Origin of the sequence: Thalassobacterium sedimentorum (assembly GCF_031127905.1) — a bacterium.
In the GTDB taxonomy this organism is placed as follows: Bacteria; Verrucomicrobiota; Verrucomicrobiia; order Opitutales; family Coraliomargaritaceae; genus Thalassobacterium; species Thalassobacterium sedimentorum.
On sequence record NZ_JARXIC010000003.1, the window covers coordinates 118,416 to 131,653 of the forward strand.

The window sequence follows — 13,238 nt, forward strand, 5'->3', positions numbered from 1 at the left end:
CATTCACTGACTGGAAGGCTTAGAAAAATAGCTATCAAAAAGACCTACATTTACACTAACTTTTTCAATTTGAACTGTTTGGGTCAGCTCTCCATCCCGAAAATAGCGCATGCAATGCGCCAACCAAACTCCGCGTATCTGATCGAAATCGCTAAAATAAATTTCTTCCGACACCTCTTCTCCTTCCTGATTCAACACCAGCCGACTCAATTTAATTTCCTGTTGATGCTCCGAACTAATCCAAATGCGCTGATACGTGGAATTGGCAGCCTCACTCACCTCAATCTCATAGCTCGGCTCACCTTCCACCTCCACCTCAGCAACCACACGCAGCCAATCTGGTCGAGTTCTCAACTGATAAAAAGGCCCATCCAAGGAACTATCCGCAATAGTTTGAGCAGCCAATGCTCCCTCCAATTCTTGAACTGATCTTGGTACCCCCTGAACAAACACTTGCTGATACACCCGATCGCCATCGGACACAGTCATCAGCGAATAGTTCTCAAGCTCTAATTGCATCCGCATCTTATTCGGACGCTTCCGGTACAATTTAAAATCATACCGATTGGCTTCATCATCGACCACCACACCACTGACGGCTAGACTCGTCAGTGACTGTATGTTCGCGTGCCCTCCATTGCTTTCAACGTAAGCACCTAGCAAATCTGCGGCGCTAGGCAACTCATCTGCTGCAAGCAGCGAATCAAAGCCGACCACAGTAAACACCACCATTAAACAAAAAACTCGTATGGGCAATCGGATCATATTCTGACCTAGCATACGAAACGCTCACAGACAAGTTCAAGCGAATAGCCCTCAAGCTGCAAACTCCGGCTTGAACTTCCTGCATAGCACAGCCACTTTGCTTAAAAAGTATGGACAAATTATCCGAAATCATGGCCGCCAAGCGGCACGCCCTACGTAACCAGATTCGCCCCGTGCGCGATCAGGAACTGGAACGCTTGGGACGCATGCAAACTCAGGGCGGAAGTTTCCTTCAGGCACTCGCACGCGAAGATCGACTCTCAGTCATCGCCGAAATCAAGCGAAAGTCACCCTCTGCAGGTACAATTGCCGCTGCCACGCTCGATGCGGTGGAGCAAGCCCGCGAGTACATCAATGCCGAAGCCGACTGCTTATCAATCTTAACCGATAGTGACTATTTCGGTGGAAGCCTACAAGACTTATGGGATGTCGTCGAATTCCTAGAATGTCACAATCGCCAGACTCCCTGCCTGCGCAAGGACTTCATGTTGCACCCGGTTCAAGTGGTCGAGGCCGCCGAAGCCGGCGCACGTTGTATACTGATCATAGTGCGCGCCTTGGAAGAGGATGCAATTAAGGCCCTGCGCGATGCTGCCGGAATCGCCGGACTCGACGCAATCTACGAAATCCACGAAGAACGTGAACTCGAAAAAGCCCTCAAATTCGCTCCAAAAATCATTGGAGTTAACAATCGTGACTTGAAACGCTTCAAGACCGACCTTGCCATATCCGAATTACTGATTCCACAAATCCCTGACGAGATTATAAAAATCAGCGAAAGTGGCATCTTTGATGTCGCCGACGCCGAGCGTGCCAGCGCTTGCGGTGCGGATGCGATTCTGGTCGGCGAGGCCTTAATGAAATCAGAAGACCCCGAAAAACTCATCGAAGCCTTTCATCAGGCCTGATTGAACACCGAACATTGAACGCCAACATCAAATCATGAAGCATTCCGATCTGTTGAACGTTCAATGTTCAGCCTCCGAGCCAAGCGCCATGCCATTAAGCCCCACAGCCACACGCGAACTCCTCCACCAACTGGAACATCTACCCAACAAAAAGCTGGGGCAGAACTTCCTAGTGGATGGAAACATAGTGCGTAAGTCCATCGAACTTGCCGAACTTGACGTCAACAGTGCTGTGGTGGAGATCGGTCCGGGACTGGGCACCTTAACACGTGCGATCCTCGCAAGCGGCGCCTCCCTATGGGCGGTGGAGCGCGACAGCACTCTGGCAGCTCACCTTCGCAGCAATGTAGTACCGGGTCAACCCCGACTACAACTGATCGAAGCGGACTGCCTCGACTACCCAATTGCAGCAATCCCTTCGGAACAAGCGAACGCTGGCTATAAGATCGTCGCCAACCTACCGTATGCAGTTTCAACCCCGTGGATGGATGCCGTACTCTCTGGCCCCCTACCACAGCGCATGGTGCTGATGTTACAAAAAGAAGCCGCTGACCGCTACGTGGCATCTCATGGCAGCAAAACCTTCGGAGCCATCTCGATCTTCCTGCAATCTGCCTACAGCATGCACAGCCGCCACCTGGTCTCCGCTCAGTGCTTTCATCCGGCCCCCAAAGTGGACTCAGTGCTGCTACGACTCGATCTAAAAGAAACAGCAGTCCACTTCCCACGTGAGATACGGGAGTGCATCCGCCGTATTTTCACTCAACGTCGTAAGCAGCTAGGCAGCCTTTGCAAAAAGGAAAGCATCCCCGGCCTCTCCGATTGGTTTGCGCACTTAATTGCGAAGGGCTATTCTCCAAACATTCGCCCGGAAGCAATCACCTACCAAGACTGGTCCGAATTGATCAAATTTCAGTAATCACAGCCCGCCTTCGCACCTTTGTCACCTTTGTCACCGCAATTTAACCAAGCAGACAGTTTTCCAGCTTTTAGCCTGCCCAGCCAGTGAGTAGTTTCCCGCCACAATTCTATTATGGCGGCACAAGAACCTATCAATTTGGATGAACTAATCACACATTCGCGGTCTGTCCAAGACATCGAAACTCTAGAAACAACTAGCAAACTTGCAGCTGAAAAAAAAGTTGATTTTCTCGCCGTGATGCGGGGCGAAAAAGTGGTCGGCCTATGCTCCGCAGTCAAAATCAACCAATGCTTAAGCGCTCGCTACGGGCACGCGGTCTACGCTAAACGCAATATCGGCGATTTCATCGTAGAAACTCCAATCATCGTGCAAGATGATACCGATGTACACACCATCTTAAAACTCGTTTTCAATCGTCACAGAGACAATTTCCACGATGACATCATCATTAAAGACAGTGAAGGGAAACTACGTGGCCTAGTATCAACCGACGCACTGATTCGTCTCCAGAACGCCTTGCTCTATAAGCAGCTAAAGGAAACGGACCAACACAAGCAGCGGCTACAATGGAAAAATGACCAACTGGAACACCTCACCCGCGAGCTTGAGCATACAAATTCAAAACTAATCGAAGCACGTAATATAGCCGAAGAGGCCACGCGCTTAAAAAGCGAATTTCTCGCAAACATGAGTCATGAAATCCGCACGCCGATGAATGGCATCGTTGGCATGCTATCCCTCCTCACAGAGACTAGACTCGATAAGGAGCAGAGCGAACTTGTGTCGACTGCAGATCAGAGCGTCAATGCCTTACTGCGCATCATCAACGACATTCTAGATTTCTCAAAAATCGAAGCGGGCAAACTAGACATTGAAAATGAAGTCTTTAATATGCATGAACTACTCAAATCGTGCATGCTTCTTTATCAAGAGCGCTCACGCAGTAAAAACATCGAGCTTAATCTAACGACTTGCGAGCTCCCGCAGAAACTAATTGGAGATACAGTCCGCGTTCGCCAAATTATCAATAACCTGATTAGCAATGCAATCAAGTTCACGCAAAAGGGAAGTATCTGTTTAAGCAGCGAAATCATTTGCGACAAGTCAGATGAAGTGCACATTTGTATCCGGATCCGCGATACTGGCATAGGCATCGACCCAGCCAACCTCATAAATCTGTTCAAACCCTTCGTCCAAGCAGACGGCTCTACCTCTAGAAATTTCGGAGGCACCGGACTGGGACTTTCAATTTCTCGCAAACTAGCCAACCTCATGGGCGGCGAAGTCACTTGTCAGAGCGTATTGGGCCAAGGCTCTGTATTTTCCGTCACAATCCCCTTCCGAAAGCGCATCTCTGACTACGCGGTACCCCAGACAGGCACCCACGCTGCCCCCACACCACAAGCATGTGCACCAATAACCTGGGTTGAATCCTGCAATCAGGCATCGCCCCCAGACCTAGCCCTTCAGGTATTGGTGGTTGAAGATAATGCTGTGAATCGCAATGTCGCTCAACACTTTCTAAAAAAACTAAAATGCACTGTTCACTTTGCCGAAGATGGATCTATAGCCATCGAAAAACTTAAGGCGAATGCTTACAACATCATCTTCATGGACTGCCAAATGCCAGTTATGGATGGCTACACTGCCACGCGACTCATCCGCAAAGGAGCTAGCGGTGAGAATAAGGCGCACATATTTATTTCAGCCATGACCGCTCACGCGATGCAAGGTGATCATCAGAAATGCCTCGACGCTGGAATGAATGCTTACGTAACCAAGCCAATGCGCCTGGCAGATCTACGCAGGGTAATCGATGAATACCGCCAGCGTGGCTCTCAGTTAGAGCGTCCTCAAAAAGTCATTTAGTAGGAATTGCCTGTAAACGCTCCTGCCCCTCCACCGCAGTAAGAGCGTTTACTGCCGATGACATAAAATTCGTACTGGCCAAGGTGCGTCACAGTGAAATGCTAGAGTTTCTATTAACGATAGCCAACACGATGATGACAATGAACCCGATCCGCTGGAAACTACACTGGCAAATTCTACTTTCGCTAGTGCTCTCGATTCTTTTCGGTGCACTCATCCTTCCACACTCAGGCACAGGTTTTAACACTGGAGCCATTCATTTCTGCCAGTTTATAGGCAAACTCTTCATGAATGCGTTGAAGATGGTGATCGTGCCACTAATCGTCGCCTCCATTATCAGTGGCGTCATGCACTTGGGCGCCGAAAAAGGGGTGGGCCGCATGGGCTTCAAGACCTTCCTCTACTACACCTTCAGTGGTGCCGCTGCAGTCCTAATCGGACTACTGGTTGTCAATCTCATCCAACCTGGCAACGTCGCGCCGGAAACAGCCCAAGCCATGCTGGGCTCTGGAGCCGAGACTTCTGTAAGCCAAGGCTTAATGAGCAAGGTCGAAGGGCGCAGTTCCAGCGACTTGTTCGATATTTTCCTACGCATGTTTCCTTCCAACATCATCGATGCGGCCACCAACAATGGTCAACTGCTCGGAGTGATCACCTTTTCGATACTCTTCGGTGCCTTCATTGGCAAACTGAAACCAGAGCAGCGCGAAACACAGCAAAAATTTTGGGAAAGCGCTCAAGATGTGATGCTTCAGTTAACCGACTTCATTATTCGCTTCGCACCAATTGGTGTCTTTGGACTCGTAGTACCCGTCATTTTCGAAACCAACCTGGGTGATCTTTTTGGCACTCTAGCCTGGTTTTTCATCACTGTGCTACTCGCACTCACCCTTCATTTTCTAATCAGCCTCGGACTGGTATTAAAATTCGTCGCGAAGGTCAACCCAATGACCCACTATAAGGAAATGGCGCCAGTACTGCTCACAGCATTCTCTACCGCCAGTTCCTCTGCCACATTGCCTCTGACAATTGAAACAGTTGAAGACCGCGCCGGGGTCTCCAAAAAGACCTGCTCTTTCACCCTACCACTGGGCGCCACCGTTAATATGGATGGCACTGCGCTATATGAATGCGTGGTCGTACTCTTCATAGCCCAACTCTACGCCTCTACCGGACAGGTCGCACTGAGTATTGGCGATCAGCTACTGGTCGTCTTTTTAGCATTAACCACCAGTATCGGCGTTGCTGGCATCCCCGCCGCCAGCCTGGTGGCCATCGCCGTCATTCTCCCCGCAGTAGGCCTGCCAGTTGAAGCCATCGGCGTCGTCTGGCTCACAGATCGCGTTCTCGATATGTGCCGTACGGGCGTCAATGTATTTTCCGACACCGTCGGTGCCGTAACTATCGCCGCCACAGAGGGCGAAGAGCCTTATCGCGAGCGTAATACTCAAGCCTAATACCAATTCGAAAAAAGTTTGGTCCTAATAGATATGTCTTTTGTAACCTCGGTTCTCGGAACCGGGGCGATGTCAATCGCTCCCCGAAACAAAGTTTCGAGGCTACGCTAAGGCCAAGCTTAGATCATATATTCTTAGAAGTGGTATAAGAACCGAGGAGTATTTTTCTTAATTCAAAGTTGGACCTACCATCTTCAATCGTCAAATTACACGTTATGAGCCATACAGACCAACGCCTCGCCGAACTCGGCATCGAACTACCAAGCGCTCCCGCCCCCGCTGGCAGCTATGTACCCGCCATACAAGTCGGCAATCTGCTCTATCTCTCAGGCGCAATCTGCCTAGTCAATGGTGAGATGACGCATACTGGCAAGGTTGGTGAAAGCCGTGACATCGCTTACGCTCAAGCCGCTGCCCGTGTGTGTGCACTCAATTTATTAGCAGTGGCTAAAGCACACCTAGGGGACCTGGACAAGGTAGCTCAGATCGTGCAACTGAATGGTTTCGTAAACGGCGTGCCTGGTTTTGCTGACAGCCCCATAGTCATAAACGGCGCCTCCGACCTACTGGTCGATATTCTGGCCGAACGAGGTAGCCATACCCGCGCTGCAGTTGCTGTTACCGGCCTTCCCAAAGACAGCACCGTTGAGATTCAAGCAGTCTTCGAAGTCACTCAGTAAATCGCAAGCAAGCACTAAGCCGAATAAGGCAGCGTAATTGGGCCATCATAGCCCGCCTGAGCATCCTCCACCACCACATTGGAGCGAATGCCGCCGCGCCCACGCCATACAGTTTCCAAGCGAGCCCACCTAGGTTTTGTAACGGCAAACAGGTCTTCAAAGATCTGATTGGTCGCCGCCTCAAAGAAGATGCCTTTGTTGCGGAAACTGTGCAAATAGAGCTTCATGGCTTTAAGCTCGATACAGACTTCATCAGGCGCATAGCTAAACACAACCGTTGCATAATCCGGATGCCCTGTCATCGGACAGGTGGAAGTAAACTCTTCCTGAATATGCTGAATAGTGTAATTACGCTCCGGATTCGGATTGGGAAATGTTTCGATGTCCATGCAGGGCACAATGGGCCTTCAACCCTAAAATTCAATCTCTGATCAGCGATCAGCCAAGACGCCTTCGATCTTACGCTTCAACTCCGCTGCATTCACTGGCTTGGAAACAAATACATCTGCCCCGTACTCGCGGCAGGTCGCCTGCGTCGAACGTAGCAAATCCGCAGTGAGCACGATGACCGGCACTTTAGCTGCGCCGCAACGCGCCTCATCTTCCCGAATCGATTTCAGCACCTCCACGCCATCGATGCCCGGCATATGCAAATCTAATAAAATAACATCATACAAGCCGGGACGGTAGGTTTCAAGTGCTTGCTGCCCATCGGTTGCTGTCGTTAAACGATAGCCCATTTCTTCCAAAATACGAGTTTGGTAAAACAAGTTTGAGGTATTATCCTCCACCATTAATACCGAAATTTTAGTTGTATCCAAAGCAGTTGGCTCCAGGGATACATCCACCTCCTGTTCCTCCGAAAAGTCAGTCAATTCATCAATAAACACTGGCTCATCCTCACCGAGCGAACCAGCAGATGCACACTTCACGCAGTCCTGATTGCCAGCAATAGAGAGACAGATAAAAAAACTAAATGTCGCTCCTTCGCCCTGCTCGCTTTTCACCGAGATCCGCCCATCCATAAGCTCCACATAACCTCGACAAATCGCAAGTCCCATCCCCGACCCACCTTGTGGGCGGGTATAAGTTGCATTTCCTATCAGAAATGGATCAAAAATATGCTCCACTAATTGAGGATCAATTCCAACTCCGCGATCTTCAATATCAACATGCCATAACACATGATCAGGGTCCAGCCGACTCAGTGAACTACGCAATTGTGCAACAGTGGCCCCGGAAAACTTGGCAGCGTTTCCCAGCAAATTCGAAAGTACGCACTTAACTTTCTTAAAATCTCCCTGCAGCAGCATTCCCGCAGGCAAGGACGCCTCCTGCTGCATATCGACCTCCACTGAAAAATGCGGCTGACAATCTGCCAAATCCTCCACGACCTCATGAATAAGAGTGGACAACTCAAACTCATCCTGACGCAACTTCATTTTTTCCGGACTCAACTCTGCATATTCAATAATACGGTTAATGGTCTCCACCAGACTCTGTCCCGCCTCATTAATTGCACGTACCATCTCGAGTTGTTCCTCATTTTCAACTTCCTCCAACAATATATCCGAGAAGCCTAGAATCGGATTCAAAGGCGTCCTTAACTCATGACTTACAGTCGCCAGAAAATTAGATTTTGCCTGATTCGCAGCATTCGCCTGATCGCGGGCTTCAATTAGTGCATTGCGAATCTGTCGGGTTTCTGAGATATCTTGAATGACTCCATACAAACAATGATTACAGCCCTGCAATAAGCTCCCGCTCTTGCCGATGACCCGAACAAACTTATGCACGCCCGCGCGAGTGATCAGCTCGCACTCGAAATCATAGGATCCAATATTTGTCTCAATTTGAACTAAGGCCTCCCGTAGTCTGTCGCGATCCTCCGGAATATAGTATGAAAGGCATTCTTCAAGCGAAGGTGGATCGGTATCAGAACTCATACCATACACATCATAGACCCCTTCAGACCAATGCACTAACCCTTTAGCGACATCATAGACCCAAGCCCCCATCGCTACAATACGAGCCCCCTCAACCAGGCACTCCCGTTGTAAATCCAAATATACTTTTTCTAGGTCTTCTTGCATATTAAAAGTGCGTTGCTGCAGATGCCGTTTCACCGTGAAGGTTCAACATCAAACAGAGTAAAGGCCTCAGCGATCATTAATAAAGAACACTATCACATATCCTCGTTAAATACTCGTAAAACTCAACTAGGCATCAATCAACAAACCCCAGCTTGCGATTGACTACAGCCTGCGTTTCAACAGCAACTCTATTGTGCCACATTCCCACACATCTTCCTCCAACGGCCAACTCACTCTCGTCGCTGCGCCGATCGGCAACCTCGGCGACATGACAGCTCGCGCGATCGAAACACTCAAGAACTCCGACTCCATAGCCTGCGAGGATACCCGAGTCACTGGTAAATTACTCAGCAAACTGGCGATTCAAAAAAACGCACCACTCATTTCCTACCGAGAAGAGAATGAAAAGCACATGGCAATCGAGCTCGCCGACCGAATTGAAGCAGGCGAACAAATCGCACTGATCTCAGACGCCGGTATGCCTGCAATCAGCGACCCTGGCTTTCGCCTGGTGCGCGAATGCCGCAAACGTAAGCTCAAAGTTACAGCCGCGCCGGGATTGACGGCGGCGACAACCGCACTAGCACTCTCCGGCCTTCCCAGTGATGGTTTTCTCTATGTTGGTTTCCTCCCGCCTAAAAGCGCAGCACGTAAACGATTCTTCGAGAATAAACGCGACTTCGAGTACACGATCATCATTTACGAATCCTGCCACCGTATCGGCAAATTCCTTAATGATCTAGTGGCCACCCTAGGCGAGGATCGTTGTATCAGTGTTGGACGTGAATTGACCAAATTACACGAAACCATCCACACCGGACCAGCCGTTGAAGTGCGTGAGCGTGTCGCCAGTGGCAGTCAAAAAGGCGAGTTTGTCGTAAGTATCGCTAAAGACGGCTTCCAAATGTAGCTGTCTAGCCGCATAGCCGCCGCTTAACTCAACTTCGGCAGCTTCGTGTCGGGATCAATCGAAATACTCCCCTGCCCCTTCAGCAAGCGCAGCAAGGCATTGCCACAAAACTCCCCACGCCAACCACGTAACAAGCGATGGCGAGACGCATCGACATTATCAACCTCCAGAACAAAAGCTGTCACTTCGGCACGATTACCAATCAAAGCCGGATCGATATCACCCGCCAAACAAATTCCCTTGATAGAGGCCAGAGAGAGGTCGACGCGCGCTTCGTACCCATCATCAGGCGAAGGCCCATTGTGCTTATGATTGGGCAATTCAGGCAAATCCCCGTTGCGGCCGCGCTCAATAGCTTCCCAGATATACTGACGATTACGTTCAGCTGAACGCTCGCTTAAGCCCTTCATTTGGCGTATATCCTCGGCACAACTGGGCGGACGCTTAATCAAAGACACTAGAGCATCATCTGATAATACAAAGCCACGCGGAAGATTACGACGACGCGCCTTTAACTCACGCCAGGCGCCTAAGGCACGCAGCATATTCCGTTGTTGGTGAGTAAGGGAACCACTACCACGCACACGAGGCATTTCACAATCAGGGTCACGCTCCTGATAGTGAGACTCATCTTCATAGATTTTCATCTCTTCTTCAATCCACGCTTTACGTCCAAGCGCTTCCGCCTGCCCCATAATATTCAGCATCAAGTCCACCGAATGCCGCACATCATCTTCAGCATACTTAAGCTGCGCATCCGTCAAAGGCCGGGCCGTCCAATCCGACCGAGTCTCCGTCTTAGCCAGCCGCACTTTGAGCAAGGTTTTCAGCAATTCGCTCAATGAAATAGTCGATGAGAGACCAACAAATCCTGAACAGCGCTGTGTATCAAAAATATTTTTGGGCAGGCCACCGCATGCCCGATATAATATATTCAGATCCTGCTGTGCATCATGAAGAATTTTAACTGTGCCTGGATCCGACATGAGCTCAGCTAAGGGCGACCAATCCTCAATCGCAGGCGCATCAATCAACTCACAGTGGCCATCAGGATAGCCAATTTGAATCAATCCTAAGGTCGGATAATAGGTGCGATCCCAGATAAACTCGGTATCGACGCCAACTGCGCCGGCTTCACGCGCACGACGCACGACATCGGCAAGGGCTTCAGTTGTGGTAATCATAAATAAGCCAGCGTCACCGATTATCAGTCCAATGGAAAGGAGATTTTTCACACAAACGTGATCTTAGCGTCGATGCGCATCAGCGCTCTGTGAACATGCTCATAATTTACATAACGAATCTATAACTAAGCCTCCAACAGGCAATACTCGCTACAAGCCCCCCCCCAACTCAGCGAACTCAGACCTAAGACGTAGTAGAAGCAATGCGCTGCACCACCAAGGGTAAGGCTTGTGGCGCGCACTTAGCGAAATGAACTGCCGCCCGCAGTCGTGATTCCGCCGCCTCGCAAGACTCTAAATCTTGATAATACACACGAACGACGGGCTCTTGCGGCTGTACTCGGTCCCCCACTTTCTTCAATAATTCCAGGCCCACAGCGGGGTTAATCACCGAATCAGTCGAAGTGCGGCCACCTCCCAACAGACAGACCGCTTCCCCAAAGTTACGCGCATCCAAAGCGCTCACATACATCGTCGTTTCCATTTCGAAGCTGATCTCACGACAGTGCTCAGACTGCGGCAAAAGGCTATAATCATCAATTACCCGCGAATCCCCTCCCTGCGCCTGAACAAGTTGACGAAAAACCTCAAGTGCCGCACCACTCTGAATCGCAGATCGCAGGACACACATCGCACCATCCAAAGTGGAGCACATGCCGCCAAGTAATAACATCTCCGCGCACAAGGCATAAGTGACTTCCATCAAAGCATCAATGCCCTCGGCCATCTTTTTGCTTAAAATACTACTGCAAATCAAAGGAATACTCTCCACTGTAGCAGTCACATCGCGCAAGGCATACAACTTGCGGTCCGCAGGCACCATATCGGCAGACTGCCCAATCATGGCTAAATGAATCGCCTGCAGCTGTCGCCGGTAAGCGGCATCACTCAACTGCGTATGAAACCCCGGAATGGACTCCAATTTATCCAGAGTGCCACCCGTGTGCCCGAGACCACGTCCACTCATCATTGGCACACATAGCCCACAAGCCGCCACCAGTGGAGCAAGAATCAACGAAACCTTGTCCCCGACGCCTCCCGTTGAATGCTTATCCACTTTCGGACGCGTCACTTCCGGTAGCTCTACGACACGACCGGAGCGCATCATCGCCTCCGTCAGCCACGCAGTTTCTTGGGGCGACATCCCTTGCAAAACTATCGCCATCAGCAAAGCGCTGGACTGATAGTCCTTAAAATCCCCCGACACGACTCCCGCAACAAATGCATCCACCTCGGCTCGACTGAAGGCTAAGCCATCACGCTTACGCGCAATGATCTCCTGAGGTAGAATTTTCATCCAGCCGAAGTGTGCGCAGTCCCGATTGACTTGTCCAGTCAGCGACTACCAATCACTGCAAATTTTAATTCTTATGCCATTTCCAGTTGCGTCCTGCAAAACCTGAGCTAGCTTAATTTCAACCCTGCAGTGTTCGAGACTTAATGGAGTATCTGTCCTTTACTCTTTAAAAATCGGGAGCTTGCCCCCCGTAGGTGGCTGTCCAGCCGTCAATCGGAAGACAAATACTTACGAGGAAAGCCCCCACCTTAGACTCAAAAGGCTAAGAACTCCCACTAAAGACGGCACAGGCGGGGCCTTTTTGTGTACCCATGTAGCGATTGTTATGAGAAAACAAGAGGGGCCATCACTTTTCCCACAGGCCTTTCTTGACTTTCTTACTCAAAAACTAAAGATAAAACATATGAGTGATAGTCACACCGCACAAACTGCCCAAACCGAAGCACTGGACCTAGAGATCGCCTCCGCTACTGAGCGCGTACGCTGGGCCTACCAGAGCTACGGCGACAAACTGGTATTAACGACCAGCTTCGGCGTTCAAAGCGCAGTCATGCTACATTTAGTGACCACGCAGATTCCGCAAATTCCTGTCATTTTCGTAGACACAGGCTATCTATTTCCCGCGACCTACACATTTGCAGCCGAACTGACGGCGCGCCTACAATTAAACCTCAAGACCTATATCCCGCTCCAGACCGCTGCCCAGCAAGAAGCGCTCCACGGCAAGTTGTGGGAGCAAGGCCTCGAAGGATTGGAGCGTTACAATCACATCAACAAGGTCGAACCCATGAACCGCGCAGTCAAAGAACTGGGGGCCACCGCTTGGCTCTCTGGCCTACGCAGAACTCAGTCAAGCTCGCGCGGCGAGCGCAAAGTCATCGAAAAGCAAAACAAGATCACTAAAATTTATCCCATCATCGATTGGAACGACCGGGACGTATACACCTATCTCACCGAAAACGACCTGCCCTACCACCCATTATGGGACCAAGGTTATGTGTCGGTAGGCGATTGGCACAGCACCAAAAAGCTCGGCGAGGGCATGACTGAAGAAGAGACACGCTTCGGTGGGCTCAAGCGCGAGTGCGGCCTGCATGAAGTGACAGGCGGCAGCGACTTTCAAATCTAATTCTCAGTTTAACTGCCCACTTCC

General features: G+C 50.2%; 12 protein-coding genes and 1 other RNA gene. 8 read left to right on the plus strand and 5 right to left on the minus strand.

Annotated features, from left to right (window positions below; all coding sequences use genetic code 11):
• Positions 1-3 precede the first annotated feature (3 nt).
• Positions 4-765 carry a hypothetical protein gene (locus tag QEH59_RS02745; protein ID WP_308983832.1) on the minus strand — a complete coding sequence of 254 codons (762 nt, stop codon included), beginning with the start codon at positions 763-765 and terminating at the stop codon, positions 4-6.
• A 110-nt stretch (positions 766-875) separates the two neighbouring features.
• Between QEH59_RS02745 and QEH59_RS02750 the strand changes: the two genes are divergently transcribed.
• The 5 genes from QEH59_RS02750 to QEH59_RS02770 all read left to right on the plus strand — a co-directional run bounded on the left by QEH59_RS02750 (position 876) and on the right by QEH59_RS02770 (position 6,601).
• Positions 876-1,673, plus strand: a complete 798-nt coding sequence (locus QEH59_RS02750; protein ID WP_308983833.1) for an indole-3-glycerol phosphate synthase TrpC — start codon at positions 876-878, stop codon at positions 1,671-1,673.
• Positions 1,674-1,707: 34 nt separating this feature from the next.
• Complete coding sequence (gene rsmA / locus QEH59_RS02755; protein WP_308983834.1) at positions 1,708-2,592, plus strand: 16S rRNA (adenine(1518)-N(6)/adenine(1519)-N(6))-dimethyltransferase RsmA; 885 nt, start codon at positions 1,708-1,710, stop codon at positions 2,590-2,592.
• 114 nt (positions 2,593-2,706) lie between these two features.
• Positions 2,707-4,464 carry an ATP-binding protein gene (locus QEH59_RS02760; protein WP_308983835.1) on the plus strand — a complete coding sequence of 586 codons (1,758 nt, stop codon included), beginning with the start codon at positions 2,707-2,709 and terminating at the stop codon, positions 4,462-4,464.
• Positions 4,465-4,595: 131 nt separating this feature from the next.
• A complete protein-coding gene (locus QEH59_RS02765; protein WP_308983836.1) occupies positions 4,596-5,921 on the plus strand; it encodes a dicarboxylate/amino acid:cation symporter in 1,326 nt (441 codons plus the stop codon).
• Between the two features lie 215 nt (positions 5,922-6,136).
• Positions 6,137-6,601: a RidA family protein gene (locus QEH59_RS02770; protein ID WP_308983837.1), complete on the plus strand. Its 465-nt coding sequence runs from the start codon at positions 6,137-6,139 to the stop codon at positions 6,599-6,601.
• 14 nt (positions 6,602-6,615) lie between these two features.
• Here QEH59_RS02770 and queF read toward each other — a convergent pair whose 3' ends face one another.
• Both queF and QEH59_RS02780 read right to left on the minus strand, forming a co-directional pair.
• On the minus strand, positions 6,616-6,990 hold the full coding sequence (gene queF, locus QEH59_RS02775; protein WP_308983838.1) for a preQ(1) synthase: 375 nt from the start codon (positions 6,988-6,990) through the stop codon (positions 6,616-6,618).
• 42 nt (positions 6,991-7,032) lie between these two features.
• Complete coding sequence (locus QEH59_RS02780; RefSeq protein WP_308983839.1) at positions 7,033-8,694, minus strand: response regulator; 1,662 nt, start codon at positions 8,692-8,694, stop codon at positions 7,033-7,035.
• Between the two features lie 193 nt (positions 8,695-8,887).
• On the opposite strand from QEH59_RS02780, the gene rsmI reads away from it, so the two are divergent.
• Positions 8,888-9,604 carry a 16S rRNA (cytidine(1402)-2'-O)-methyltransferase gene (rsmI, locus tag QEH59_RS02785; RefSeq protein ID WP_308983840.1) on the plus strand — a complete coding sequence of 239 codons (717 nt, stop codon included), beginning with the start codon at positions 8,888-8,890 and terminating at the stop codon, positions 9,602-9,604.
• Between the two features lie 23 nt (positions 9,605-9,627).
• Here rsmI and QEH59_RS02790 read toward each other — a convergent pair whose 3' ends face one another.
• Together QEH59_RS02790 and QEH59_RS02795 are read right to left on the minus strand one after the other, a co-directional pair.
• Positions 9,628-10,788, minus strand: coding sequence for a ribonuclease D (locus tag QEH59_RS02790; protein ID WP_308983841.1), 1,161 nt, complete (start codon positions 10,786-10,788; stop codon positions 9,628-9,630).
• 184 nt (positions 10,789-10,972) lie between these two features.
• Positions 10,973-12,085, minus strand: coding sequence for a thymidine phosphorylase (locus tag QEH59_RS02795; RefSeq protein ID WP_308983842.1), 1,113 nt, complete (start codon positions 12,083-12,085; stop codon positions 10,973-10,975).
• Between the two features lie 118 nt (positions 12,086-12,203).
• On the opposite strand from QEH59_RS02795, the gene ssrS reads away from it, so the two are divergent.
• A non-coding RNA gene (gene ssrS, locus QEH59_RS02800) (6S RNA) lies at positions 12,204-12,386 on the plus strand.
• Positions 12,387-12,488: 102 nt separating this feature from the next.
• Complete coding sequence (locus QEH59_RS02805) at positions 12,489-13,214, plus strand: phosphoadenylyl-sulfate reductase (RefSeq protein ID WP_308983843.1); 726 nt, start codon at positions 12,489-12,491, stop codon at positions 13,212-13,214.
• The last annotated feature ends 24 nt before the right edge of the window (positions 13,215-13,238 follow it).

Bases quoted from the DNA above. Each gene is read 5' to 3' on its own strand.
- QEH59_RS02795 (WP_308983842.1), bottom strand. From the start codon at position 12,085: ATGAAAATTCTACCTCAGGAGATCATTGCGCGTAAGCGTGATGGCTTA.
- QEH59_RS02765 (WP_308983836.1), top strand. From the start codon at position 4,596: ATGATGACAATGAACCCGATCCGCTGGAAACTACACTGGCAAATTCTA.
- QEH59_RS02805 (WP_308983843.1), top strand. From the start codon at position 12,489: ATGAGTGATAGTCACACCGCACAAACTGCCCAAACCGAAGCACTGGAC.
- QEH59_RS02760 (WP_308983835.1), top strand. From the start codon at position 2,707: ATGGCGGCACAAGAACCTATCAATTTGGATGAACTAATCACACATTCG.
- QEH59_RS02745 (WP_308983832.1), bottom strand. From the start codon at position 765: ATGATCCGATTGCCCATACGAGTTTTTTGTTTAATGGTGGTGTTTACT.
- QEH59_RS02770 (WP_308983837.1), top strand. From the start codon at position 6,137: ATGAGCCATACAGACCAACGCCTCGCCGAACTCGGCATCGAACTACCA.
- QEH59_RS02790 (WP_308983841.1), bottom strand. From the start codon at position 10,788: ATGATTACCACAACTGAAGCCCTTGCCGATGTCGTGCGTCGTGCGCGT.
- QEH59_RS02750 (WP_308983833.1), top strand. From the start codon at position 876: ATGGACAAATTATCCGAAATCATGGCCGCCAAGCGGCACGCCCTACGT.
- QEH59_RS02780 (WP_308983839.1), bottom strand. From the start codon at position 8,694: ATGCAAGAAGACCTAGAAAAAGTATATTTGGATTTACAACGGGAGTGC.
- queF (WP_308983838.1), bottom strand. From the start codon at position 6,990: ATGGACATCGAAACATTTCCCAATCCGAATCCGGAGCGTAATTACACT.
- rsmA (WP_308983834.1), top strand. From the start codon at position 1,708: ATGAAGCATTCCGATCTGTTGAACGTTCAATGTTCAGCCTCCGAGCCA.